Source organism: Streptomyces sp. NPDC060027 (assembly GCF_042737005.1).
Lineage (GTDB): Bacteria > Actinomycetota > Actinomycetes > Streptomycetales > Streptomycetaceae > Streptomyces.
Genome location: NZ_JBHWVI010000019.1, coordinates 1 through 25,436, shown reverse-complemented (window position 1 = coordinate 25,436; position 25,436 = coordinate 1). Strand labels below are relative to the sequence as shown.

General features: G+C 72.0%; 16 protein-coding genes and 1 other RNA gene. 9 read left to right on the top strand and 8 right to left on the bottom strand.

From position 1 onward, the window contains the following. Nucleotides 1-9: 9 nt before the first annotated feature. From ACFWBT_RS07555 to ACFWBT_RS07525, 7 genes are all read right to left on the bottom strand, one after another. A complete protein-coding gene (locus tag ACFWBT_RS07555; protein ID WP_385697093.1) occupies nt 10-2,220 on the bottom strand; it encodes a CDP-glycerol glycerophosphotransferase family protein in 2,211 nt (736 codons plus the stop codon). A gap of 1 nt (nt 2,221) precedes the next feature. Next, entirely contained in the window at nt 2,222-4,381 is a 2,160-nt protein-coding gene (locus ACFWBT_RS07550; protein ID WP_385697091.1) for a CDP-glycerol glycerophosphotransferase family protein, read from the bottom strand. 123 nt (nt 4,382-4,504) lie between these two features. After that, nucleotides 4,505-6,811, bottom strand: coding sequence for a CDP-glycerol glycerophosphotransferase family protein (locus ACFWBT_RS07545; RefSeq protein ID WP_385697089.1), 2,307 nt, complete (start codon nt 6,809-6,811; stop codon nt 4,505-4,507). A 151-nt stretch (nt 6,812-6,962) separates the two neighbouring features. Continuing rightward, nucleotides 6,963-7,874: a carbohydrate ABC transporter permease gene (locus ACFWBT_RS07540; RefSeq protein ID WP_385697087.1), complete on the bottom strand. Its 912-nt coding sequence runs from the start codon at nt 7,872-7,874 to the stop codon at nt 6,963-6,965. Then, a complete protein-coding gene (locus ACFWBT_RS07535; protein WP_385697085.1) occupies nt 7,871-9,211 on the bottom strand; it encodes a carbohydrate ABC transporter permease in 1,341 nt (446 codons plus the stop codon). The genes ACFWBT_RS07540 and ACFWBT_RS07535 overlap by 4 nt, the downstream gene beginning before the upstream one ends. A 7-nt stretch (nt 9,212-9,218) precedes the next feature. Beyond that, nucleotides 9,219-10,631 (bottom strand): ABC transporter substrate-binding protein, encoded by a 1,413-nt coding sequence (locus tag ACFWBT_RS07530; RefSeq protein WP_385697083.1) that lies wholly within the window; start codon nt 10,629-10,631, stop codon nt 9,219-9,221. Between the two features lie 570 nt (nt 10,632-11,201). Continuing rightward, the gene (locus ACFWBT_RS07525; protein ID WP_385697081.1) at nt 11,202-15,089 is read right to left on the bottom strand and encodes an FHA domain-containing protein; all 3,888 of its coding nucleotides are present in this window, start codon (nt 15,087-15,089) and stop codon (nt 11,202-11,204) included. 502 nt (nt 15,090-15,591) lie between these two features. Here ACFWBT_RS07525 and ACFWBT_RS07520 point away from each other — a divergent pair. The 4 genes from ACFWBT_RS07520 (at nt 15,592) to ACFWBT_RS07505 (ending at nt 20,793) form a co-directional block, all read left to right on the top strand. Further along, on the top strand, nt 15,592-17,283 hold the full coding sequence (locus tag ACFWBT_RS07520; RefSeq protein ID WP_385697079.1) for a serine/threonine-protein kinase: 1,692 nt from the start codon (nt 15,592-15,594) through the stop codon (nt 17,281-17,283). A 105-nt stretch (nt 17,284-17,388) separates the two neighbouring features. Further along, nucleotides 17,389-18,627 (top strand): serine/threonine-protein kinase, encoded by a 1,239-nt coding sequence (locus ACFWBT_RS07515; RefSeq protein ID WP_385697078.1) that lies wholly within the window; start codon nt 17,389-17,391, stop codon nt 18,625-18,627. Between the two features lie 113 nt (nt 18,628-18,740). Continuing rightward, a complete protein-coding gene (prfB, locus tag ACFWBT_RS07510) occupies nt 18,741-19,847 on the top strand; it encodes a peptide chain release factor 2 (protein ID WP_385697076.1) in 1,107 nt (368 codons plus the stop codon). Nucleotides 19,848-20,184: 337 nt separating this feature from the next. Next, nucleotides 20,185-20,793, top strand: coding sequence for a hypothetical protein (locus ACFWBT_RS07505; RefSeq protein WP_385697074.1), 609 nt, complete (start codon nt 20,185-20,187; stop codon nt 20,791-20,793). 94 nt (nt 20,794-20,887) lie between these two features. On the opposite strand, the gene ACFWBT_RS07500 is transcribed toward ACFWBT_RS07505, so the two are convergent. After that, nucleotides 20,888-21,079, bottom strand: coding sequence for a hypothetical protein (locus ACFWBT_RS07500; protein WP_385697072.1), 192 nt, complete (start codon nt 21,077-21,079; stop codon nt 20,888-20,890). Nucleotides 21,080-21,380: 301 nt separating this feature from the next. On the opposite strand from ACFWBT_RS07500, the gene ftsE reads away from it, so the two are divergent. The 5 genes from ftsE to ssrA all read left to right on the top strand — a co-directional run bounded on the left by ftsE (nt 21,381) and on the right by ssrA (nt 25,418). Beyond that, nucleotides 21,381-22,070 (top strand): cell division ATP-binding protein FtsE, encoded by a 690-nt coding sequence (ftsE, locus tag ACFWBT_RS07495; protein ID WP_266759363.1) that lies wholly within the window; start codon nt 21,381-21,383, stop codon nt 22,068-22,070. 33 nt (nt 22,071-22,103) lie between these two features. Then, complete coding sequence (gene ftsX, locus ACFWBT_RS07490; protein WP_385697069.1) at nt 22,104-23,024, top strand: permease-like cell division protein FtsX; 921 nt, start codon at nt 22,104-22,106, stop codon at nt 23,022-23,024. Nucleotides 23,025-23,091: 67 nt separating this feature from the next. Then, nucleotides 23,092-24,258, top strand: coding sequence for a S41 family peptidase (locus tag ACFWBT_RS07485; RefSeq protein WP_385697067.1), 1,167 nt, complete (start codon nt 23,092-23,094; stop codon nt 24,256-24,258). Between the two features lie 69 nt (nt 24,259-24,327). After that, nucleotides 24,328-24,873 carry an SsrA-binding protein SmpB gene (gene smpB / locus ACFWBT_RS07480; protein ID WP_385697065.1) on the top strand — a complete coding sequence of 182 codons (546 nt, stop codon included), beginning with the start codon at nt 24,328-24,330 and terminating at the stop codon, nt 24,871-24,873. 156 nt (nt 24,874-25,029) lie between these two features. After that, nucleotides 25,030-25,418: a transfer-messenger RNA gene (gene ssrA / locus ACFWBT_RS07475) on the top strand. Nucleotides 25,419-25,436: the final 18 nt, after the last annotated feature.

The window sequence follows — 25,436 nt, the reverse complement described above, 5'->3', positions numbered from 1 at the left end:
CGGGGGCGCTCACGAGGACGCGAGGACGTCGTGTCCCGCCTGCGCGGGCACCGGGGCGGCCGGGGCCGGCTCCTCGGCCCGCTCGCCGAGCATCAGCGTCCGCACCACCCGCTCGGCGGCCCGGCCGTCGTCGAACTCGCAGAACCGCTCCCGGAACCCGGCGCGCAGCCGCGCGGACTCACCGTCCCGCCAGCCTCCCGACGCGAACAGCCACGCCAACTCCCGCTGCGAGCCCGCCACATGGCCCGGCGCGTCGGCCGTGATGTCGAAGTAGGCGCCCCGGCTCGCCGCGTACGCTCCCCAGTCGTCGGCGAGGAGCACGATCGGCCGGTCCAGGTTGGCGTAGTCGAACATGAGGGCCGAATAGTCGGTGACCAGGGCGTCGGAGGCGAGCATCAGATCCTCGACGCGCGGCTCGTCGGTCGCGTCGACCACGACACCGCGCCGGTGCAGTTCGGACAGGCCCATCCCGCGGGCCGGACCGTCGGCGAGCGACGGATGCAGCCGCACGACGAGGGTGTGGTCCCCGCCGAGATCGTCCGCGAACCGGGCCAGGTCGAGACGGTCGGCATGGCCGCCGCGGACATAGTCGCGGCGCGTCGGCGTGTACAGCACCACCCGGTTCCCGGCCGGGACGCCGAGGCGGGCGCGGACCGCCTCCCCGTCCTCGGGCCGGGCCCGCACGAGGACGTCGTTGCGCGGACTGCCGCTGCGCAGCGAGGTGAAGTGACAGGGGTAGGCGCGGTCCCAGACCAGCTCCGAATGGCGGTTGGCGACCAGGCTGTAGTCCCAGCGGTCGGCGCGGCGCAGCATCTGCGGCACGTCGAGGCCGTGCCGGGCGCCCGGCTTGTGCAGCAGGTCCGCGGCCATGAACTTCAGCGGGGTGCCCTGATGGGTGTGGATGTGGACGCTGCCGGGGCGCTTGGCCAGGGAGCCGGGCCAGTTGACGTTGTTCACGAAGTACGTGGCCCGCGCGGTGACCTGGCGGTAGCGCAGCGAGTCGAGCAGGACGTGCTCGGTCTCCGGCGGCAGCAGCGCCGCCTGCTCCTCGTCGCGCACCACCCACACGCCACGGATGTGCGGGGCGAGTTCCCGCGCCGCGGCGTACACCGCCGCGGGATCGCCGAGGACCCCCTTGTGCGAGAACGCCGAGTACACCGCCAAGTTCGGGTCCAGCGAACGGTGTTCGTGCACCGCGGACCAGCCGCGCCTGACGCGCGTGGCGGCCGTCCGGCGTGCCTGCCGACCGCGCCGGACGAGTTCCCGGCCCGCGCGGCCCGCCTGCCGCCGCATCCGGTAGCGCGTGAACCCGCCCTCCAGGACGCGCAGTTCGGAGGGCACCGGACCGCTTCGGTGCTTCCGGAAGAGCGCGGCCGTCAGCCGGAAGAACTCGGCCTTGTCCTCCTCCGGAAGCCGGTCGTTCTTGGAGAGGATGTCGAGGCAGTGCTCGCCCATCTTGTGGTGCAGATACGGGCGCCAGCCCGACAGCTCCGGGCGGGAGTCGACGAACGCGAAGACCCGCTCGTACTGGTCGTGGATGTCGAAGTGCTTGCGGCTGGTGGTGGACAGGATGTTGCCCTGGCGGCGCTGGCGGTAGGCCAGGCAGATCCGGTCCAGCGTCGCGATCCGCTCCGCGCTGAGCATCACCGGGAACGTCCAGGGCGTGTCCTCGTAGTACCCGGGCGGGAAGGCGAAGCCCTCCCGTTCGACGAACGCCCGCCGGTAGACCTTGTTCCACACCACCATCAGCAGGTCGAGGATCTCCGGGTGGTCGGCCGCCGAGAAGGTGTCGGCACCGGCCTCCGTGAGCACCCGCGCCAGGACGTTCCTGCGCGTGCCGCCCCACCAGTAGGTGCGCGCGTAGTCGAAGACCAGCACATCCGGGTCCGCCGTCTCGTCCAGCCGGTCGGCGACGGCGCGCAGCGCCCCCGGCGTGAGGGTGTCGTCGCTGTCCAGGAAGAAGAGGTAGTCCCCGGTGGCGAGCGGCATTCCGGCGTTGCGGGCGCGCCCGAGCCCCACGTTCTCCGGCAGGTGCAGCACCCGTACGCGCGGTTCGCGGGCCGCGTAGCCGTCGAGGATCGCGCCGCAGCCGTCCGGGGAGCAGTCGTCGACGGCGATGACCTCGATGTCCGTGTACGACTGCTGCAGGACCGAGTCGAGGCACTCGCGCAGAAAGCCCTGCACCTTGAAGACGGGGACGATGATGCTGAAGCGGGGCACGTCAGCTCCTTACGAGGGTGGACGCGGCGGGAGCCGGGACACGTTCGGCGAGCGGCAGGACGGGCGGGATCGCCTCGGGGGGTTCGCCCAGCAGCACCCTGCGCACGACCCGCTCGGCGGCCCTGCCGTCGTCGAACTGGCAGAAGCGCTCACGGAACCGGGCCCGCAGGTCCGCCGCGGCCGTGTCGGCGTACGAACCGTCCGTGAAGAGGCCGGCCAGCTCGCCCGGGGTGCGCGCCACCCGGCCCGGCGGCTCCTCCATCACGTCGAAGTAGACGCCCCGCGTCTCCCGGTAGACCTCCCAGTCGTCCGCGTACACGACGATCGGGCGGTCGAGGTTGGCGTAGTCGAACATGATCGACGAGTAGTCCGTGATCAGCGCGTCGGCGGCCAGGCACACGTCCTCGGAGGACCGGTGCCCGGTCACGTCGATGATCCGGCCGTCGCTCCGCACGCGGCCCTCGTCGTAGAAGTAGTGGGCGCGCAGCAGGACGACGAACTCCTCGCCGATCTCCTCGCAGAAGGCCTCCAGGTCGAGCCGTGCCTCGAAGCCGGTGCTGTAGTCGCGGTGCGTGGGCGCGTACAGCAGCGCCGTCCTGCCCTCGGGCACCCCGAGCCGCTCGCGGACCCGGGCCACGTCCTCGGCGGTCGCCGTGCAGAAGACGTCGTTGCGCGGATAGCCGTACTCCAGGGCCTCGTAGGCGCCGGGGAAGGCCCGCTCCCACATCTGGGTGGAGTGCCGGTTGGAGGAGAGGTTGTAGTCCCAGCGGTCCACCCGGGACAGCAGCTTGGTGAAGCTGCCGGACGCGGCGGCCACCACCGGATACGTCGACTGATCGACGCCCATCTTCTTCAGCGGCGTCCCGTGCTGGGTCTGGACGTGCACGCTGCCGGGGCGTTTGACCACCCCGTCCGCGAAGTTGGCGTTGTTGACGAGGTACTTGGCGCGGGCCAGCACCTCCCAGGCGCGCCGGCTGCCGATCACCGCGTGCTCGACGTCCTTCGGCAGCGCCGCCACCGCCTCCGGCTCGACCAGGAACACCGAGCGGATGTGCGGGGCGAGTTCGCGGGCCTTGGCGTGGATCGCGGCCGGGTTGCAGGCGTAGCCGCGGCCCCAGTACGCGCAGTACACCGCGAGGTTCTCGTCGAGGGGGCGGCGCAGTTGGGCGGCGTAGCGCGCGCGGGTGCGCAGCATCCTCGGGCGCGGCATCCGCCGGACCACCCCGGCGGCGGCCCGGTTCGCGCCGCGCAGCGCGCGGAACGCGCCGTAGGCGCCGACCGCGAGCAGCCGGTGCTGCACCCCGAGACTGCCCGTCGGCGCCCGGAACCCGGCCGGGCGGTGGCGTCGATAGAGCGTGCCCGCCCGGCGGAAGAAGGCGCGTCGGCGGCGCGCGGGCACCCGGGCGGGGTGGGCCGCCGTCTTCAGGACCAGGGTGAAGAGCTGACCGAACAGCGCCTTCGACCGGGCCGCGGGCACGGTCTGTTCCGACACCCGGGTGAGGACCCGCTCGACCTGGTCGAGGAGTTCGAAGTGGTGCTCGCCCGGCGCGTTGAGCCGGCTGCCCTGGCGGCGCAGGTGGTGCCGTACGCAGACCGTGCGCAGCAGGGCCGACCGCTCGGCCGCCACCGTCACCAGGCCGCCCCAGCCCGCGTCCGTGAAATGACCCTCGGGGAAGGTGAGCCCGTGCTCGGTGAGGAAGCCGCGGCGGTAGGCGGCGCTCCACGCCGGGACGTGCGCGCCGAGGACCTCCGGGGCCTTGTCGAGCGGCGGTGTGCTCGGCTCGCCCTCCCACCAGTGCACCCGCTGATGGCCGAAATAGAGGACGTCCACGCCGGCCGGGAGTCCCGCCTCCAGGGCGCCCAGCGCGCCCGGCACCAGGTCGTCGTCGCCGTCGAGGAAGAGCAGGTAGTCGCCGGTCGCCGCCGCGATCCCGGTGTTGCGCGCCCCGCTCAGCCCGCCCGAGGGCGGCGAATGGACCGGGGTCACCCGGGGGTCCCGCGCGGCGTAGGCGGCGGCGACCGCCGCGGCCGGGGAGTCCGGCGCGTCGCAGACCGGGATCAGCTCGACGTCGCCGAAGGACTGGGTCAGGACCGAGTCCAGCGCGCGGGCCAGGTGCCCGGCGACTCCGAAGGTGGGCACGATGACGCTGAAGCGGGGCATTCTGCTCTTTCTCTCAAGAGGCGCCGAACGGGCGGTTCATCGCCCGGGGCGCCCGGTCGGCCGCCAGGTGGTGGGCCGGGTGGGCGTGGGCCGCGACGGGCTGGAGGGCACGCGGACTCCGGTTCAGAGGGTCTCGGTCAGGGGAACGGCACCACCCGGAGCCGGAACGGCCGTGCGGGGCGCGGTGGCCGGCGCCCCCTCCGGTGGGGCGGAGCCGGCGCGGGGGAGGGCCGCCGCGGCCGACGGGACCGGGTGGCGCTCGGCGAACGGGACGAACGGCGGCAGACCGGCCGTCTCGCCGAGCACCACCCGCCGTACGACGCGCTCGGCGGCGCGCCCGTCGTCGTACGGACAGAACCGCTCACGGAAGGCGGCCCGCCGCTGCGACGAGCGCGAGCCGCGCCAGTGACCGGTGGCGAAGATGTCGATCAGCTCGTCCTCGGTGCGCGCCACCGCACCCGGCGGGAAGGCGCGCAGGTCGAAGTAGGTGCCACGGGCCGCCTCGTACGCCTCCCAGTCGTCCGCGTGGACGACGATCGGCCGGTCCAGGCCCGCGTAGTCGAACATCAGGGACGAGTAGTCCGTGACCAGCGCGTCCGAGGCGAGGCACAGCGACTCGACGCTCGGATGGCCGGACACGTCGATGACCCGGCCGCCCGCGGTGTCCGGGAGCGGAGTCCCGTACGTGGGGTGGGCGCGGGTCAGCACCACGAAGCGCGGGCCCAGTCGGCGCAGCACGCGGTCCAGGTCCAGGGTGCCGTGCAGGCCGCTCCGGTAGTCCCGGTAGGTCGGCGCGTACAGCACGGCGATCGCGCCCGCCGGGATGCCGAGCGTCTCGCGCAACCGGGCCACGTCGGCCGAAGTCGCCTTCTGGAACACGTCGTTGCGCGGCGTCCCGTACTCCAGCGTCGTGTACGAGGAGGGGAAGGCGCGCTCCCAGACCAGCGTGGAGTGGCGGTTGGCGGACAGGCAGTAGTCCCACTTGTCGGTGCTGCGCAGCAGCTCGGCGAAGTCGGTGCCGCGCGCGGCGGCCGGGCGGTCCTGGAGGTCGAGGCCCATGCGCTTGAGCGGCGTCCCGTGCTGCGTCTGGATCATGATCTGGCCGGGCCGCTTGACCAGCCGCCGGTCGAAGTTGACATTGTTCACCAGGTACTTGGAACGGGCGAGCGCCGTCCAGTACCCGGCCGTGCCGGGCCGCACCCGGCGCGTCGCGGCCGGGACGGTGTGGTGGTGTTCGAGGTGCGCGATCCACGCCGTGCGGACATGCGGCGCGAACGTGCGGAACGCCGACTCCAGAGCCCCCGGATTGCAGCCGTGGCCCCGGCCCCAGTAACTGGAGAAGACGGCCCGGTCGGCGCGCAGCGGGAGACGGAGCTGCACGCGGTAGTGGAACTGGAGCGCCGCCCCCCGAGCCCCGCGCAGCAGCCCGGAGGCCAGCCGCACGGCTCTCTTCCGTGTCCGCGACAGGAAGGAGAGCAGGCGGTACGTGCGATGCGCGCCGAACCTGACCAGTGCGTGCCGCAGCCGGGCACCGCCGCCGGCCGGCACGCAGCCCGGGACACGGTAACGGCGGTAGTACGCGCGGGCCTTGCGCAGGAACTCGGCGCGCGCGCCGCGCGGCAGCCGCCCTCGTTTCACGAACACCGTGGAGAGGTGGTCGACCATGCGCCGGAACAGCACCGGGCGCCACCGGTCCAGCTCCGGGTGCGCGTCGACGTGCGCGAAGACACGGTCGTACTGCGCGAAGACGTCGAAGTGCTTACGGCTGCTGGTGCCGAGGATGCTGCCGTGCCGCCGCTGGCGGTAGTGCACGCAGACCCGGTCGAGGGTGGCGATCGTCTCGGCGGACATCAGCGCCGGATAGGTCCAAGGCGTGTCCTCGTAGTACCCGGGCGGGAAGGCGAGGCCCGCGAGCTCGACGAACTCCCGGCGGTACGCCTTGTTCCACACCACCATCAGCAGCCGGAGCAGTCCGGGCCGCTCCTCGAGCCGGAACGGCGCGGGTCCCTCCTCGGTCAGCTGCGCCGAGACCTGGTTGCGTACGACGTCGCCCGACCAATACGTGCGCGCGTAGTCGTAGACCAGGACGTCCGGTTCGTCGGTCTCCTTCAGCCGGTCGGCGATCGCGTGCAGCGCGTCCGGGGTGAGGCTGTCGTCGCTGTCCAGGAAGATCAGGTAGTCCCCGGTGGCCCGTTCGAGACCGGCGTTGCGGGCCCGGCCGAGTCCCACGTTCTCCGGAAGGTGCACGGGGAGCACGCGGGCGTCGCGGGCCGCGAACTCGTCGATGATCGCCCCGCAGGCGTCGGGTGAACAGTCGTCGACCGCGATGAGCTCAAGGTCCGGGTACGACTGTCCGAGCACGGATTCGAGGCACTCGTGCAGGTACGCCTGAACCTTGTACGCGGGGACGATGACACTGAACCTGGGCAAGGGACATCCATGGGTCGGCGCGGGCATACCTGCCCGGGAACGGCCGAAGGGGTGACTTGGTTACGCCAGATGTGGCATACGGGGGATGCCCGGTGAACGCCGAGGGGCCGCCCGGTGTCCGGACGGCCCCTCGAACGCCGCTGAAATCGGCTTATTTGACCGCGCCCGCCATCACCCCGGACACGAACTGCCGCTGGAACGCGAAGAACACGGCCAGCGGGATCACCATCGAGATGAAGGCACCCGGCGCCAGTACGTCGATGTTGTTGCCGAACTGGCGTACCTGCGTCTGGAGCGCGACCGTGATGGGCTGGCTCCCCGCGTCGGAGAAGACCAGCGCGACCAGCATGTCGTTCCAGACCCACAGGAACTGGAAGATGCCCAGCGAGGCGATCGCGGGCCCGCCGAGCGGCATCACGACCCGTACGAACAGGCGCAGTTCACCCGCGCCGTCCAGCCGGGCCGCCTCCAGGAGCTCCCTCGGGATCTCCGCGAAGAAGTTCCGCAGCAGGAACACCGCGAAGGGCAGGCCGTATCCGACGTGGAACAGGACCACGCCGGTGATCGACCCGAAGACGCCGATCTTCCCGAAGAGTTCGGCGATCGGGATCAGCGCCACCTGCACCGGCACGACCAACAGCCCCACCACACCGAGGAACCACCAGTCCCGGCCCGGGAACTCCATCCAGGCGAAGGCGTAGCCCGCGAGCGAGCCGATGACGACGACCAGGAGGGTCGCCGGCACGGTGATCAGCACCGTGTTGAGCAGCGAGTCGGTGATGTCGCCGTTCTCCAGGAGCTTCTGGTAGCTGTCCACCGTGAGCTGCGAGGGCTCACTCAGGACCTTCCACCAGCCGCTCGCGTTCATGTCCTCCGGCCTGCGCAGCGAGGACAGCAGCAGCCCGATCGTCGGCACCAGCCAGAACAGGCCGACGAGCAGCAGGAAGACGCGGACGACGCCGCTGCTGACACCGCTCGCGAGCCGTGAACCGAGCGAGGGCCCGGCCCGGTCCACCGCCGTGGCGGGTGCCGTCTCCGTCAGACGTCCGGCCTGCGTGGTCATCGCCGCACCTCCCGCCTGAGCCTGCGCACATTGAAGAGCATCACCGGGATCACGAGCAGGAGCAGGAACACCGCGATGGCGCTCGCGACGCCCGGCCGGCCCTCCGAGAAGCCCTTGCGGTACAGCTCCAGGGCCAGCACGTCGGCGTCGTCCTGGGAGGAGCCCGGCGCGATGATGAAGACCAGGTCGAAGACCTTCAGCACATTGATCATCAGCGTCACGGCGACCACCGCGAGGACCGGCGCGAGCAGCGGCACCGTGACCCTGCGGAACACCTGCCACTCGTTGGCCCCGTCGACCCGGGCCGCCTCGAGGAGTTCGCGCGGCACACCGGCCAGACCCGCCGCGATCAGCACCATCGCGAACCCGGCCCACATCCAGATGTACGAGCCGATGATCGCGGGGGTGACCAGGGACGGGCCGAGCCAGTCGAGGCCGTTGTACGGCTCCTTGAAGTTGCTCGCCGGGAGCCGCAGCCGGGCCCCGTCCGCCTTGTCCGAGAGCGTGAACGTGCCGTCGTCGCCGACCTTCGCCGAGTCGACGACCCTGCCGTCCCTGACCGCCTCGATCCGCATCCCGGAGTAGCCCAGCTCGCCCGGGTCGACCTGCCCGAGTCTCCCCACGCCCTTGCCGCGGGTGAAGTCCTGCCAGGCCGTGCCGGTGACCTTGCCGCGCTCGGGCCCGGCCTGAACGGCCCTCTCGGCGCTGTCCGGCATCTGGTCCGGGGCGACACCGACGAGCGGGACGGTGACGGACTGCCCCGTGTGCACGGCCCCCCGGGTGATGAAGCCGCCCTTCTCGGCCTCCAGGGGCGACTGCCGGCCCAGGTGGGCCTTCGGGAACGCCGACGAGGAGGCGAAGGTGTCGTGCACCCCCACCCACACCGCGTTCGCGACGCCCTTGTCCGGGTCCTGGTCGTACACCAGCCGGAAGATGATGCCCGCCGCGAGCATCGAGATCGCCATCGGCATGAAGACGACCAGCTTGAACGCCGTTCCCCAGCGCACCCGTTCGGTGAGCACCGCGAAGACCAGCCCCAGCGCGGTCGCGACGGTCGGGGCGAACACCACCCAGATGACGTTGTTCTTCAGCGCGGTGCGGATGCCGTCGTCGGTGAACAGCTCCTTGTAGTTGTCGAGTCCGGCGAACCCGTCGCCCGACTGGTCGTAGAGGCTGCGGACGACCGAATACCCGATCGGGTAGACCACGAGCGCGCCGAGCAGCACCAGGGCGGGCAGCAGGAAGAGCGCCACCACGGTCCTGCGGGTACCGGTCACGCTCTTGCGCGTACGGGCCGGAGGCACCGGTGCGGTGCCTCCGGCCGTTGCCGACGTCATCGCCGGATCAGCCCTTGTAGGCGGCTGCGGCGTCCGATTCGAGCTTCGCCTGCGTCCCCGCCACGTCCTTCGGGTTCTTCAGGAAGTCCTGGAGGTCCTTCCACTCGCCCTTGCCGGGCGTTCCGCCGAAGGCCTGGGGGGCCTGGTCGGACATGTCGAAGCGGAAGTCGTCGCCGGCCGCGATCAGCGCCTTGGCCATGGACTGCTGAACGGCGTTCGGATAGGCGGAATCGGCCACGCTCTTGTTCGGCGAGAGATAGCCGCCGAGCTTCGCCCAGATCGTCGCCGCGTCGGGCGAGGCGAGGAAGGTCAGCAGCGCCTGGCCCGCCTCGGACTCCTTGAGCAGGACGGCCGCGTCGCCGCCGCTCACCACGGGCGCCTTGTCACCCACGGCCGGGAACGGGAACACCTTCGCGTCCGTGCCGATCTTCGCCTTGGTCTCCGCGATGTTGACGCCCACGAAGTCGCCCTCGAAGACCATGCCCGCCTTGGGCTGGTCGCCGCCGGTGAACGTCTGCGTCACGGACGCCGGGAACTCCGTCTGGAGCGCGCCGTCCGGGCCGCCCGCGATGTAGTTCTTGTTGCCCCACACCTGGGCGAGCGTGGTCAGCGCGTCCTTCACGGACGGATCCGTCCACTTGATCTTGTGCTGGGCGAGCTGGTCGTACTTCTCCGGTCCCGCCTGGGAGAGATAGATGTTCTCGAACCAGTCGGTGAGCGTCCAGCCGTCGGCGCCGCCGACCGAGACGGGGGTGACACCGGAGTCGTAGACCGTCTGCGCGGCGGTCAGGAAGTCCTTCCAGGTCTTGGGTTCCTTGGCCCCCGCGTTCTCGAAGACCTTGGTGTTGTACCAGACCAGCGACTTGTTGGCGGCCTTGAAGTAGACGGCGTACTGCTTGCCGTCGACCTTGCCGAGGTCCTGCCAGCCCTGCGCGTAGTTCTTCGTCAACTGCGCCTGCGCGTCCGCGCCGACGGGCTTGGCCCACTTCTTGTCGACGGCCTGCTTGATCGCGCCGACCTGCGGGAGCAGCGCGACGTCCGGCGGCGCACCGCCCGCGATCTTCGAACCGAGGAAGTTGATGATCGGGTCCTGCGCCGGTACGAAGGTGACCTTCGCGCCCGTGCGCTTCTCGAACTCCGCCAGCACCTTCTTGAAGTTGGCCTGTTCGGCGCCTGTCCACACGGCGGCGACTTCCAGAGTGGCGCCGTCGAGCTTGGGGAGGGCGACGGAGCCCGCGCCGGTGCCGCTGCTCTCCGTGCCCTTGCCGTTGTCGTTCCCCTTGTCCTTGTCACCGTCGCCGCCGCACGCGGTGAGCGTGAGAGCGCCTGCGACGACGGCGGCCGCGGCGGCCTGCGCGGCCCTGCGCGAGCGGTGCGTGGAGTGATTGGGCGACCTGCGTATATGAGGATTGCTGCGCATCACTGCCCCGTTCTTCGTTCTTCGTCGAACGTCCGAGCGGTTGTCCCGTGCGCTCTGGTCTACGCCCGGTCACTCGGGGGCGGCAAGACCGCCGGTACTGTCAAGTGAGCGATCGTGATTGGGTCGTGACGTCGGGTCACCGAAGGTGAAGGGCGCCGACGGGGCGATCCGGAGGGCGGCCGGGCCGCGCGGCGGCGGCGGCCCGCTCCACTTCGCGGCGCGTCGGGCCACGGCCAACGACAGCACCGAGCCGCGCCGCGGCTGCCGCTGAGCACCGAGCCGCGCCGCGCCGGGGTGCCGCCGAGCGGCCCCGCTGGGGCTGCCCGCGGTGCCGGGGCTGCGCCTGTGTCGGCCCCGGGGCGGTGGCGCCCGGGCCGAACGAGACGCGCGCCGCGAGCGGCCGCCCGGGGGCTGCGCCCCGGCCGCGCCGCAACTGCTCCTGTGTCGACCCCCAGGCGGAGACGCCGGGGCCGAACGAGACGCGCGCCGTGAGCGGCCGCGCCGGGGCTGCGCCTGTGTCGGCCCCGGGGCATGGCGCCCGGGGCCGAACCGAGACTCGCGCCGCGCGGGCTACAGCAGAGACGGCACCTCGGTCGCGGAGACGGAACGCGCGGCACGCTCCAGGGCGCTGGCGAGCAGGGCCAGGTCCGTGGGTCCGTTGCCCAGCTCGCGGACCGGGCGGCGGGCCGGCGGGTCGCCCATGCGCTGCCACTCCAGCGGGACGACCGTGGGGCGGAGCGTGGCCGTGCGGGGGATGCGTCCCGTGACCCGGCCGCCCTGGAAGGGGGTCTCCCGGCCGTCAGGGCGGAGCAGCCGGCCCCGCCCGGGAGCGGGTTCCTCCGGTCCGGGCGACGGTGTGTCGAGGGTGACGCGCAACGCGGCGGAACGCGCCAGTTCCGATCCCGCCGTACGGCCGCCGGCCCCGGACGACGCCACGAGGTGCACCCCGAGCCGGTCCCCTTCCCGGGCGACGGCCTCCAGCGCCCGTACGACCGAACCGGCCGCGGGACGCCCCGGGGACCCCAACGACGGTGACAGCAGGGCGTCCAGGTCGTCGACGACCACGACCAGCCGGGCCAGCGCCGGCCCCGGCTCGATCCGCTGCCGTGCGGCGGCCGGCCGCAGCCGCATGGTCGAGCTGGGTGGTGAGTCGAGGTCCGAGGCCCCCAGGGACGAGGTCCCGCTCGACGAGGTGCCGGCCGAGCGCTGCGACACGATCCGGCCGGACGCCGCCCGCCCGGCGTGCCACTCCGCGAAGCCGAGCCGGCCCAGCAGTTCGGACCGCCGCTTAAGCTCGGCGCTCAGGGACTGGGCGAACTCCCGCATCCGCACGGGGTCGTTGGCCGTCAGGTGCGTGGTGACATGCGGCAGGTCCGTGCAGACCTGAAGCCCTTCCCCGCCGTTCCCCGCGCCGTGGCCTCCCGTGCCGTCGCGTCCGTCCAGCAGGATGATCCCGAGCCGGTCGGGCCGTTCGGCGGCGGCGAGGGACGCGGCCACCGAGCGCAGCAGTTCCGTACGGCCGCTGCCCGGCGGGCCCTCGATCAGCAGGTGCGGGCCCTCGACGGGCAGGTCGACGGCGACGGGTCCGCGCGGGCCCGCGCCGAGGACGGCCCGGGCCCGTCCGCCGAACGCCTCGGTGTCGTCCGCGGCATCCGCCCAACGCGCCATCAGGGAGGCGGGGGTGGCCCGCGCCAGCCCCAACTCGTCGAGCAGGCGCGCCATGTGAGGCAGCGGTGCGGACACGCGCGCGTGACGGTCCCCGTGCGCTGCGTCCGTCCGCAGCGGCGCGAGGGCGCGGGCGAACCGCTCGGCCCAGGCGACCGACACGGCGTCCACGGCGGCGACGGTGCCATGCCCCACGGGGCCGCGCGGCAGCTGCCCGGCGCCACCGGAGGCACGGCCCGCGCGCGGCGCGGCGGCGTGACCGGTTCCGCCACCGGCTCCGGGACGAGGAATGCCCGTGTGGGTGGATCCCTCGTGCCGGGAGCCGGAGTGCGACGGCCCCGAGCGCGCATGCCCGGCCGGACCCGCTCCGGTGCGGTCGGGGCCACCGTGGGACCCGGCGTCCGGCGCCGCCTCCGGGGCGGGTTCGCCGGTCCCGCCCGGTGCGACCCGCATCAACCGCAGTGCCGTGGCCACGTCCCCGCTGAGCAGCGCCACCGCCCCGCACTCACGGAACGCCGGCGAGGCCTGGCAGGCGGCTTCGTAGGTGTCCGTCACCGGCGACGCGGGCGACGCCGCCGCGGTCTCGGCGAGGCACACCAGATGGATTCCGGCCCGTGAGCCCTCGTGCGCGAGGCGCACCACGGCCTCCCGTACGTCGGCGCCTCCGGGGTCCCCGTCCACGACGACCACCGTGTACGGGCCGTCGTAGCCGGCGTCCGTGTCCTCGGTCCGTGCCCAGGCGGGCCGCCGCACCGCGCCCCGCGGACCGCCGTCGCCGGCGCGCTCGCCGTCGTCGTGCGTCCCGGAGCGGGCGGCCGGAACCGTCGCTCCGGCGCCTATGGACCGTGCGCCCCGGCCGCCCGGTGCGCCCTCGGTCTCCGCGAGGTGGTCCTCCAGGCGGCGCAGGAGTTCGTCGGTGCGCGCCGCCGCCTGTTCGCGGTCGTACGCGAGGAGGAGACGGCAGTCCTGGCCGTGGGCGGGGCGCAGATGGGGGAGCCAGCCGAGCCAGGACCACTCGGAGCCGCGTTCCTCCACCGTGCGGGCGCGGTCCGTGCTGATGAGGACGATTTCCAGGGTGTCGGGGGAGTGCAGCGCGGCGAGCTGGGCGACGACCGCGCGGGCCAGCCCCGCGAGACGCGCGCGTGGTCCGGCCAGGCCCAGTGAGCCGACCTCCCGCAGCCCGGCGGTCACCGGCACCGCCGGGAGCAGGCCCGAGCCGTCCGGTGCGGCCCGGTCGGCCGTGCCCAGACGCACCGTCAGTGCCTCGGGGTGTCCGGGGCCCCGCTCCCACAGCCGGGGACCCGGTCCCAGCGCGGTGAGCAGCAGGGTCGCCGGGTCGGGCCAGCTCTCGGGCGACCGCCGCACGGCGGGAAGGGACTCCTCCACCGCGACGGTTCCGTCGTCGTACGCCTCCCGCGCGGTCCCCGCCGGCTCTCCGCGGCCGCCGGTCAGCCGCCGGGCCCACGCGCCGATGCCGCCCCGCCTGCGCACCCCCGCCGGGATGTCCGTGCCCCGGGTCGGCGTGCCTTTGCGCGCGCCCGGGATGCCCGGTCCGTCGAAGCCGGACGCGTCGGAGGCCCCGGTGCCGAAGGTCCCCGCTGCCTCCGTCCCGGCCCGTCCTTCGGGAGTTCCCGCGGGTCCGTCCGGGCGACCCGCCCCGTGCGGGGACGCGCCGGGGGCTGAGCCGCCGTCCGCCGCCCCGCCGCGCGGCCTGTTCTCGATCCGGGGTGCCCCGCCCTGCTCCGGCACGGCCGGGGGCACCGCCCGTCCGTGTTCCAGCGCCCCGGGGACGCCGCCACCGGAGGCACCCCACTCCGAGGTCCCGTAGGCGTGATGCGTCTCGCCCGCGGGAGGGAGGGCGCCCCTCTGCGCGAGGGTGGCGCTCTCCCCGCGCGCGTGGGGCACGGCGCCGTGCGGATGGGGGGCGCCCGGTGCGGAGGTCTGCGAAGAGAAGGAGGCCTGGGCGCTCGGCTCGGTGGCCGATCCGCCGCGCGAGCCGTTCGAAGGGGAACCGGCCGTCGGCGCGGGGGTGGCGTCCGTGCGGGCGGCGGTGCCCGCGCCCGCCCGGTCGCCGGACCCGGCGACTCCGAACGCGCCCTCCTCGGCCGCCCCGGCCTGCACCCGTACATGGCCCTCGCCGTCCGGTGCCGTCCGTACGGCGCCCGGTCCTCCGGGCGGCGCGAGGCGCAGGGCGGACTCGCCGACGCGCAGCAGCGCGCCCTCGGTGAGGCGGACCGGGCGGCTGCCCACGCGGGAGCCGTCGAGTGTCGTGCCGTTCGTGGAGCCGATGTCGGCGACCGAGACGCGGCCCTCGGGAGTGACGGTGACCGCGCAGTGCAGGCGGGACACGTCGGGGTCGTCCAGGGGCACGTCGGCGTCCGCGGAGCGGCCGATGCGGATCTGGCCGCCGTGCAGCAGGTGGACCCCGCCGGCGTCGGGGCCCGCGACCACGTGCAGCTGGGTGGAGACATCGTCCAGGTCGGGACCCGGCTCGGCGGGTGCGCCGAGGCACAGCACGGCGCCGTCGGTCAGGGGCGGCTCGCCGAGGGTGCAGCGCTGGGCGTCGAGCCGCTCCGTGCCCGCGTAGAGCACGATCTGGCCTCCGCCGGGCTCACGGCCCCGCTCGCCCTGGGAGGTGCCCCCGCTCCCCCCGACCGCCGCGGCCAGCCCCGACGCGACCGCGGCCAGCGCCGTCCCGGCGGGCGCGGTGACCAGCACATCGCAGGCCGTGGCTCGCCCCCGCGGCTCCGAGTGCGGGCCCAGCGGGTCTACGACGGTCAGCCGGATCTGCATCGCCGTCCGGGGTCCCTTCCGCGCAGGTGTCCGCGACGAGGACGAGGCTGCGCTGCGGTCCCCCACCGCAGATCTCCCCCACCGCACACGGGCACGTCGGCCAGTACTGGAGGCATCCTCGCACCTGCCACCGACAACACGCCCGCCCCCCACCCGTAAGTGATCTTGATTGGTCGGCTCTGCCCGTAAAAGTGCCTGACCAGTGCCCGCCCGCTGTCCGCTTGAGATCGGTCACGCCCGCCCCGCGGCAACCAAGTGACCGGACTGAGCGTCTTTCCGTCGAACATGAGCGAGCGTCTTTCGGGCGTCTTCCTGTCGAACATGTACGGGAACGCGTACGTAAGCGCTTATGCGGACCACAGGCGCGCATGGGACCTATGGGGAAGTACACGAAGACGACAGCCCGGTGCCGCGTACGGCGGCACTACAGTGGGTCGGAACACCTGTACCACGGTGATCACGGTGGTCGGACCAGGCAAGCAAGCAACAGGGAGCGCATGACGTGCGGCCGGTAGGGAGCAAGTACCTCCTTGAGGAGCCGCTGGGGCGCGGCGCCACAGGCACGGTCTGGCGAGCCCGCCAGCGGGAGACCGCGGGCGCCGAGGCGGCCGTCGCCGGGCAGCCCGGCGAGACCGTGGCGATCAAGGTCCTGAAGGAAGAGCTCGCAAGCGACGCGGACATCGTGATGCGGTTCCTGCGGGAGCGGTCGGTGCTGCTGCGCCTGACCCACCCGAACATCGTGCGCGTACGCGACCTCGTCGTCGAAGGCGATCTCCTCGCCCTGGTCATGGACCTGATCGACGGGCCCGACCTGCACCGCTATCTGCGCGAGAACGGGCCGTTCTCGCCCGTCGCCGCCTCCCTCCTGACCGCCCAGGTCGCCGACGCGCTCGCCGCCAGCCACGCCGACGGCGTCGTGCATCGCGACCTGAAGCCCGCGAACGTCCTGCTCAAGCAGGACGCCGGCGGCATGCACCCGATGCTGACCGACTTCGGCATCGCCCGGCTCGCCGACTCCCCGGGCCTGACCCGCACCCACGAATTCGTCGGCACGCCCGCGTACGTCGCGCCGGAGTCCGCCGAGGGGCGCCCGCAGACGTCCGCCGTCGACATCTACGGCGCCGGCATCCTGATGTACGAGCTGGTCACCGGGCGCCCGCCGTTCGCCGGCGGGTCCGCCCTCGAAGTGCTGCACCAGCACCTGAGCGCCGAACCGCGCCGCCCCTCGACCGTGCCGGACCCGCTGTGGACCGTCATAGAGCGCTGCCTGCGCAAGAACCCTGACGAGCGGCCCAGCGCCGAGAACCTCGCCCGCGCGCTGCGCGCCGTCGCCGCGGGCGTCGGGGTGCACGCGAACGCCGCGCAGATCGCCGCGGCCGAGGGCGTGGGCGCCCTGCTCGCCCCCGACCCGGCCCCGGCACCCGTCCCGGACATGCCCGGCGCGGCCGACCCCACCCAGGTGCTGCCCCACAACGCGGGCTCCTACGACCCGTACGGCGCGACCAGCGTGCTGCCGCACACCTCCGGCGCCGCCGACGCCACCTCCGTGCTGCCGAACCGCGGCGCGGCCGACCCGACCGCCGTGATGCCGCCGGTGCCCCCGCACCAGCCGGGCGGACAGGGCGAGGACCCGCACCCCTGGCAGAACCAGCTCCGCGCGGCCCGCGACCGCAACGAACAGACGCAGGTCCAGTACCTCGACCCGAACGAGGACCCGCTGCGCCGCCGCCCCCAGCGGCAGGTCGCCAGGCCGCAGCAGCAGCCCCAGCGGCAGCGTCCGCAGCAGGGCCAGCAGCCGCCGCCCGGATACGGATATCCGCAGCAGCAACAGCCGCAGCAGTACGCGCCGCAGCACCAGCAGCCGCAGCGCTACGCCCCCGCGCCCCAGCAGCAGCCCCAGCCGCAGCGGTACGCGCCCGAGCCGCAGCGGCCCCAGCAGCCCGCGCCGCGTCAGCCGCGCGAGCCCCGTCAGCGCAGCTCCAACCCCATGAAGATCCCGGGGCTCGGCTGCCTCAAGGGGTGCCTGTTCACGATCGTCATCCTGTTCGTCGCCGGCTGGCTGGTCTGGGAATTCAGTCCTCTTCAGGACTGGATCGGCTCGACCAGGTCCTTCTGGGGCCAGCTGACCCACTGGTACAACGACGTGAGCGACTGGATCGGGGAACTCGGCGCAAACAGCCCCTCGGGCAACTGACTCTGGGGATTTGTCGATACCTGACGGGTGATTTCGGTCTCGGGAGTGAAGGTTGGCTCCTCGGGCGCGTACTTTAAGCGGCAACACGCGTCTGTAGGAGCAGTCTTGGCACGCAAGATCGGCAGCCGGTACACCGCGAACCAGATCCTGGGGCGGGGGAGCGCCGGCACGGTGTGGCTGGGCGAGGGACCCGAGGGGCCCGTCGCCATCAAGCTGCTGCGCGAGGACCTCGCGTCCGACCAGGAGCTCGTGGGGCGCTTCGTGCAGGAGCGCACCGCACTGCTCGGTCTCGACCATCCCCACGTGGTGGCGGTGCGCGACCTGGTCGTGGACGGCAACGACCTCGCCCTCGTCATGGACCTCGTACGGGGCACCGACCTGCGCACCCGGCTCGACCGGGAGCGCCGGCTCGCCCCCGAGGCCGCGGTCGCGATCGTCGCCGACGTCGCGGACGGACTCGCGGCCGCGCACGCCGCCGGGGTCGTCCACCGTGACGTGAAGCCCGAGAACGTCCTGCTCGACATGCAGGGCCCGCTCGGCCCCGGCGGTTCCCACCCGGCCCTCCTGACCGACTTCGGTGTGGCCAAGCTCATCGACTCGCCGCGCCGGACCCGGGCCACGAAGATCATCGGCACGCCGGACTACCTGGCGCCCGAGATCATCGAGGGCCTGCCGCCGCGCGCCGCCGTCGACATCTACGCGCTGGCGACCGTGCTCTACGAACTGCTCGCCGGGTTCACGCCCTTCGGGGGCGGACACCCCGGCGCGGTCCTGCGCCGCCACGTCACGGAGACCGTGGTCCCGCTCCCCGGCATCCCGGACGAGCTGTGGCAGCTGATCGTGCAGTGCCTGGCCAAGGCGCCCGCGTCGCGGCTGCGGGCCTCCGAGCTGGGCGCGCGCCTGCGGGAGCAGTTGCCGCTGCTGGCCGGGATGCCCCCGCTGGACGTGGACTCGCCGGACGCGGAGTCCGAGGACGAGGAATACGAGGAGACCGCGGAGCCGGCCGAGCCCGCCGCCGCCCGGGTGCGGCGTGGCGCCGTACCGCTCGTGCCCGGCGCCGCGCCGGACTCGAACCGGGACACGCACACCTCGATGCGGGTGCCCGCGCCCGACGAGCTGGCCGGCGGGGCCCGGGGCACCGCCCGGGCGCCCCGGGCCGCGGGAGCGCCCCGTCCGGGATCCGCCCGGCACCGCGCCTCCGCCCGCCGACGGCGGATCACCCTGGGTACGGCGGCGATCGCCCTCGTCGCCGCGGTGGGCGTCGGCACCTGGCTCGCCACCTCCGGCGACGACGCCGACGCGACCCCGCGGGACACGAAGAACTCGGCCCCGGCCTCCCCGTGACCCCCGGAGCCGACGGAGGTCCCCGGCGGGCGGAGTCACGGCACCGGGGGAGGGCGGAGGCCCCTCGGGGGTGAGGGGCGGGCCCCGGTTGCCGTAGCCGTTACGCTGGAGGCGTGGCAGTCGTCGATGTTTCCGAAGAGCTCAAGTCCCTCTCCTCGACCATGGAGTCGATCGAGGCCGTCCTGGACCTCGACAAGCTGAGGGCAGATGTCGCCGTGCTCGAGGAGCAGGCGGCCGCGCCGTCCCTGTGGGACGACCCGGACGAGGCGCAGAAGATCACCAGCAAGCTGAGCCACCTCCAGGCGGAGGTCAGGAAGGCCGAGGCGCTCCGCGGGCGTATCGACGATCTGAGCGTGCTCTTCGAGATGGCCGAGGAGGAGGACGACCCGGACACCCGTGCCGAGGCCGACACCGAGCTCGTCGCCGTCAAGAAGGCGCTGGACGAGATGGAGGTCCGCACGCTCCTGTCCGGCGAGTACGACTCCCGCGAAGCCGTCGTCACCATCCGTGCCGAGGCCGGCGGCGTCGACGCCTCCGACTTCGCCGAGAAGCTCCAGCGCATGTACCTCCGCTGGGCGGAGCGCCACGGCTACAAGACGGAGCTCTACGAGACCTCGTACGCGGAAGAGGCGGGCATCAAGTCCACCACCTTCGCCGTCCACGTCCCGTACGCCTACGGCACGCTCTCGGTGGAGCAGGGCACGCACCGGCTGGTGCGCATCTCGCCCTTCGACAACCAGGGGCGCCGCCAGACCTCCTTCGCCGGTGTCGAGATCCTGCCCGTCGTCGAGCAGACCGACCACCTCGAGATCGACGAGTCGGAGCTCCGGATCGATGTGTACCGGTCCTCCGGTCCCGGCGGTCAGGGCGTCAACACCACGGACTCCGCGGTGCGTCTGACCCACCTCCCCACGGGCATCGTCGTCTCGTGCCAGAACGAGCGGTCGCAGATCCAGAACAAGGCCTCGGCCATGAACGTTCTGCAGGCCAAGCTCCTGGAGCGGCGCCGGCAGGAGGAGCAGGCCAGGATGGACGCCCTCAAGGGCGACGGCGGCAACTCCTGGGGAAACCAGATGCGTTCGTACGTCCTGCACCCGTACCAGATGGTCAAGGACCTGCGCACCGAGTTCGAAGTCGGCAACCCCGAGGCCGTGTTCGGCGGCGAGATCGACGGCTTCCTCGAGGCCGGAATTCGCTGGCGCAAGCAGCAGGAGAAGTAGACGCGCGAGAAGCGCGGTACGGGCGGACGATTTCCACCCTTCCGAAAACCTCTTTGTCGACAAGGCAACTGCCGTCCACCGGACGGCAGTTGCCTTTGTTGTAGGGGTTGTCTGGGTTTTATGTCACAGTCACAGGTCCGCACGGCAGGCAAACGATGTTGTTCCGGACATCGCGTACGCAACGACCTTGACGATGCTTTGAAAACTGGGAAGGGTGACGCGTGGCATGCGTAATCATCGGGGCGCATGTGAACCGGGGGGCCCAGCGACGCCGCCTGTGACGCCGTGGCCCCGGGCGCTGCTCCATTGACGATCAGCTACTGGGGGTAGCAGGCAGATGACCAAGAAGACGCGGATCCGCGTGGCGCGGATAGCCGCCGGTGCGGTGATTGCCGCAGGTGCTTCGCTGACCGCGGCGGGCGCCGCCTCGGCACTCGACCTCAATGTCGGCATCAGCGTGGACGGCGACGACCCGACCCCGACGCCCACCGACACCGGCATCCCGACCGAGCCCACCGGGGAGCCGACCGAGCCCACCGAGGAGCCCACGGAGCCCACGGAGGAGCCGACCGAGCCCACCGAGGAGCCCACGGAGCCCACGGAGCCCACGGAGGAGCCGACTCAGCCCACCGAGGACCCGGACCCCGGCGAGACGACCGAGGAGCCCAGCTCCGCGCCCTCCGAGGCCGGCACCGGCGGCACGGGTGGCAGCGGCAACGACAACGACGCCGACGGTGGCTCCTCCACCCAGGAGGAGGGCTCCTCGGCCCTCACCGACACGGGCTCGGAGACCACCGCCCAGGGCAGCAACGACGGCGAGCTGGCCGAGACGGGTGCGGGTCAGACCACGTTCCTGATCATCGGTGCCGCCACGATGATCGCCGGCGGTATCGGCTTCCGCCTGCTGCCGCGCCTCGCGGGCGGCCGCGGTGGTGCCGCCGCCTGACGCACACACGCACGACGAAGGGCCCGGAGCAGCTCGCTCCGGGCCCTTCCCGTGTCAGGGGCGGTCCGGCGCCTCCGCGCCGTCCGCGTGGCTCTCACACCGTCTGGTGGGCCACCAGCGCCAGCGCCGCGATCAGTACCGCGAGCAGGGCGATCAGTGCCATGGGGTTCAATCCGGCGAAGGGGCTCTCCTGCTGGAGCCGCTCCCGGTTCGCGCGGCACACGCGGCAGCGGCCCTCGCTGACGGGCGACGCGCAGTTAGCGCATACCAATCGGTCGTACGTCATGCGCTGGCCCTCCTTGCGCCGTCTCCGCGTACGCACCGTTCTCGCGTACGCGTCGCTCTCTTAACGCTGCGGGGAACGCAACCGTTCCCCTACCACTGTGCCAGGTTCCGCGGATTTCGGCGCGGCTCGCCTTATCCTGCCCCGCCCGGACAGCCGTCAGCCGCTCCGATCAGAGGTGAAACGCACCTCAGATCCGTGACAAAACGTGCAACCCTCGCGCAACCCCGTACGCCGACTGCGCTTGCACACCCGGTTCGCGTATGGTCACGCACACCTACCCCCGGCGACCCGTGGTGCATCCGTGATCCGATTCGACAACGTCTCCAAGGTCTACCCCAAGCAGACCCGCCCCGCTCTCAGGGATGTCTCCCTGGAGGTCGAGCGCGGAGAATTCGTGTTCCTCGTGGGGTCCTCCGGCTCCGGAAAGTCCACCTTTCTGCGGCTGATCCTCCGCGAGGAGCGGACCAGTCACGGTCAGGTGCACGTCCTGGGCAAGGACCTCGCGCGCCTCTCCAACTGGAAGGTGCCGCAGATGCGCCGCCAGCTGGGGACCGTGTTCCAGGACTTCCGTCTCCTGCCCAACAAGACGGTCGCCGAGAACGTGGCCTTCGCCCAGGAGGTCATCGGCAAGTCCCGCGGCGAGATCCGCAAGTCCGTGCCCCAGGTGCTCGACCTCGTCGGCCTCGGCGGCAAGGAGGACCGGATGCCCGGCGAGCTGTCCGGTGGTGAGCAGCAGCGTGTGGCCATCGCGAGAGCCTTCGTGAACCGGCCCAAGCTCCTCATCGCCGACGAGCCGACCGGAAACCTCGACCCGCAGACCTCCGTCGGCATCATGAAACTGCTCGACCGGATCAACCGGACGGGCACGACGGTCCTGATGGCGACGCACGACCAGAACATCGTGGACCAGATGCGCAAGCGCGTCATCGAGCTGGAGCAGGGCCGTCTCGTCCGCGACCAGGCACGCGGCGTCTACGGCTACCAGCACTGATCATCGTCCACGGAAAGGTCTGAGGAAGACGCCATGCGCGCGCAGTTCGTTCTGTCGGAGATCGGTGTAGGTCTCCGCCGCAACCTGACCATGACCTTCGCGGTCGTCGTCTCGGTCGCCCTCTCGCTCGCCCTGTTCGGCGGTTCGCTCCTGATGAGCGACCAGGTGAACACCATGAAGGGCTACTGGTACGACAAGGTCAACGTCTCGATCTTCCTCTGCAACAAGAGCGACGCCGAGTCCGACCCCAACTGCGCCAAGGGCGCGGTGACCAGCGACCAGAAGAAGCAGATCCTCGCCGACCTGGACAAGATGTCCACGGTCGTCCAGAAGATCGCCTACGAGTCATCGGACCAGGCGTACAAGCACTACAAGGAGCAGTTCGGCGACTCCCCGCTGGCCAGCTCCCTCACGCCGGACCAGATGCAGGAGTCGTACCGGATCAAGCTGAAGGACCCGGAGAAGTACCAGGTCATCGCGACCGCCTTCGACGGCCGGGCCGGCGTGCAGTCCGTGCAGGACCAGAAGGGCATCCTGGACAACCTCTTCGGGCTCCTCAACGGCATGAACTGGGCGGCCCGCGCGGTGATGGCGATGATGCTCGTCGTCGCGCTGATGCTGATCGTCAACACCGTGCGCGTCTCGGCGTTCAGCCGACGGCGTGAGACCGGCATCATGCGCCTCGTCGGCGCCTCCGGCTTCTACATCCAGGCGCCGTTCATCGCCGAGGCCGCGGTCGCCGGACTCATCGGCGGCGGTGTCGCCTGCGGCTTCCTGCTGATCGCCCGGTACTTCATCATCGACCACGGGCTGGCCCTGTCCGAGAAGCTGAACCTGATCAACTTCATCGGCTGGGACGCCGTGTTGACCAAGCTCCCGCTCATCCTCGCGACAAGTCTGCTGATGCCCGCGCTGGCCGCGTTCTTCGCGTTGCGCAAGTACCTGAAGGTGTGACGCATGCCAAGAGGGCCGTACCGTCAACCGGCGGTGCGGCCCTTCGCGTTGTCCTAGACTCACCGGCATGTCAGGCCGTGACCTGTTCTGCGAGCCCCGCCGCATCCGCCGCGGGGCGGCCCTGACATTGGTGTTCGCGAGTGTCCTCGTCGCCGGAGCGGCGACCGGGTCCTTCTCCGACTCCGACCGGAAGACCGAGGCCGGCACGCCCCGTTCGACGTCGGCACGCCACCACGACGAGGTCACCGACGCCGCCGCCCGGGCGATGGCCGACGGCAAGTCCCCCATGGAGGCCGCCGCGCGCGCCGTCAGCCGCAGTGGCGACCGCTGGGGCGCCGTCTACTCCCAGGGCGACTACGAGGAGTTCGAGGAAGCCCTCGACGGCCAGTACACCGGCGTCGGCCTGTGGGCCCGCCGCGAGCGCGACGGACGGATCGAGGTCACCCGCGTCCGGACCGGCTCGCCCGCCGCCGCGGCGGGCATCCGCGAGGGCGACCGGCTGCGCACCGTCGACGGCGCGAAGGTGGACGGCCGGCCGGTCACCGAGGTCGTCTCCTTACTGCGCGGCGACGCGGACGACGCGGACGCGGGTACGAAGGTCTCCCTCGGCCTGGAGCGCGGCACGCGGACGTGGAGCAGGACCCTGCGCCGCGCCAGGCTCTCGACGGACTCCGTGACCGTCAGAAGGCTCACCGGCGATGTCACCATGATCAAGGTCGACGCCTTCACCAAGGGCGTGGGCGACGCCGTACGGTCCGCCGTCGGCCGGGCGCCGGGCCGCGCCGGGATCGTCCTCGACCTGCGCGGCAACTCGGGCGGCCTGGTCACCGAGGCCGTCACCGCCGCCTCCGCCTTCCTCGACGGCGGCCTCGTCGCCACGTACGACGTGAACGGCGCCCAGCGCGCCCTGCACGCCGACTCCGGCGGCGACACCACCAGACCCCTGGTCGCGCTGGTCGACGGCGGCACGATGAGCGCGGCGGAACTGCTCACCGGAGCCCTCCAGGACCGCGGGCGCGCGGTCGTCGTGGGTTCCAGGACCTTCGGCAAGGGCTCGGTGCAGATGCCGAGCCGGCTGCCCGGCGGCTCCGTGGCCGAGCTGACCGTCGGCCACTACCGCACCCCCGCGGGGCGCTCCGTCGACGGCCGGGGCATCACCCCCGACCTGGAGGCGGACAAGGAGTCGCTGCAGCGGGCCGAGACCGTGCTGAGCGGGCTCGGGGACCCTTCGTGACCCGCGGGGACCGGGCCCGTTAATCGGCTTTCCCTCGAGCCCCCCTGTAGTGCGAAAATGGCCAGCACTATGAGCAAGGGAATGTACGTACCGAAGGAGTCCCAGCCCAAGCAGGGCGGCCAGGGCTCCGGCAAGGCCAAGGACGGCAAGCGCAAGATCGTCGCGCAGAACAAGAAGGCGCGGCACGACTACGCGATCATCGACACCTACGAGGCCGGGCTCGTCCTGACCGGCACCGAGGTGAAGTCGCTGCGCCAGGGCCGTGCCTCGCTGGCCGACGGCTTCGTCCAGATCGACGGGAACGAGGCGTGGCTGCACAACGCCCACATCCCGGAGTACAGCCAGGGCACCTGGACGAACCACACCGTGCGCCGCAAGCGCAAGCTCCTCCTGCACCGCGAGGAGATCGACAAGCTGGAGGCGAAGACCCAGGAGACGGGTCACACGATCGTCCCGCTCGCCCTGTACTTCAAGGACGGCCGGGCGAAGGCGGAGATCGCGCTCGCCCGAGGAAAGAAGGAGTACGACAAGCGGCAGACCCTGCGCGAGAAGCAGGACCGGCGCGAGTCGGACCGCGCGATCGCGGCGGTCAAGCGGAAGCAGCGCGGCGAGTAGAGCGGCGGGCGGGGCCGCACCGCAGGAAGGCGGCACGGCCGGCCCGCGGGAATAGGCTGGCACCGTCGTGCGTTGGTCACGTACGATGGCAACGCACCTCACAGCGGGTGCGAACCGGTTCCTCCTCGGAGGGGCCGAGCTTTGAAAAATCAACATGGGGATGATCGGTTTCGACAGCGGCTGTTGAAGCAGGGGAAGCGTGTCGAGGAAGCGGCAATGATCTCGTAAACCATATGTCGCAAAAAATAATCGCCAATACCAAGAGCGATTCCCAGTCCTTCGCCCTCGCTGCCTAATAAGCAGTGAGTGAGGGACCCTTAATGGGTGTCAGCCCGGGAGTGTTCCCGACCCGGATCCTGGCATAATCTAGGGGACTAAACCACCGAGCCCGGTCACGGGGTTCGGTGGGAAATCAAACAGTGACTGAGCCCGTCGGCGACTTGTTCGCGTGATCACCGGGGCTGAGAAAATCGCAGCGAACTGCACACGGAGAAGCCCTGATTTTGCACCGTTGGACGCGGGTTCGATTCCCGCCATCTCCACTCATCCCATGTGGGCACCTG

What these genes read in the sequence shown, in the direction of transcription:
- ACFWBT_RS07505 (WP_385697074.1), top strand. Translation starts at nt 20,185, where the DNA reads ATGACCAAGAAGACGCGGATCCGCGTGGCGCGGATAGCCGCCGGTGCG.
- ACFWBT_RS07525 (WP_385697081.1), bottom strand. Translation starts at nt 15,089, where the DNA reads ATGCAGATCCGGCTGACCGTCGTAGACCCGCTGGGCCCGCACTCGGAG.
- ACFWBT_RS07540 (WP_385697087.1), bottom strand. Translation starts at nt 7,874, where the DNA reads ATGACCACGCAGGCCGGACGTCTGACGGAGACGGCACCCGCCACGGCG.
- ACFWBT_RS07530 (WP_385697083.1), bottom strand. Translation starts at nt 10,631, where the DNA reads ATGCGCAGCAATCCTCATATACGCAGGTCGCCCAATCACTCCACGCAC.
- ACFWBT_RS07500 (WP_385697072.1), bottom strand. Translation starts at nt 21,079, where the DNA reads ATGACGTACGACCGATTGGTATGCGCTAACTGCGCGTCGCCCGTCAGC.
- smpB (WP_385697065.1), top strand. Translation starts at nt 24,328, where the DNA reads ATGAGCAAGGGAATGTACGTACCGAAGGAGTCCCAGCCCAAGCAGGGC.
- ACFWBT_RS07485 (WP_385697067.1), top strand. Translation starts at nt 23,092, where the DNA reads ATGTCAGGCCGTGACCTGTTCTGCGAGCCCCGCCGCATCCGCCGCGGG.
- ftsX (WP_385697069.1), top strand. Translation starts at nt 22,104, where the DNA reads ATGCGCGCGCAGTTCGTTCTGTCGGAGATCGGTGTAGGTCTCCGCCGC.
- ACFWBT_RS07535 (WP_385697085.1), bottom strand. Translation starts at nt 9,211, where the DNA reads ATGACGTCGGCAACGGCCGGAGGCACCGCACCGGTGCCTCCGGCCCGT.
- ACFWBT_RS07550 (WP_385697091.1), bottom strand. Translation starts at nt 4,381, where the DNA reads ATGCCCCGCTTCAGCGTCATCGTGCCCACCTTCGGAGTCGCCGGGCAC.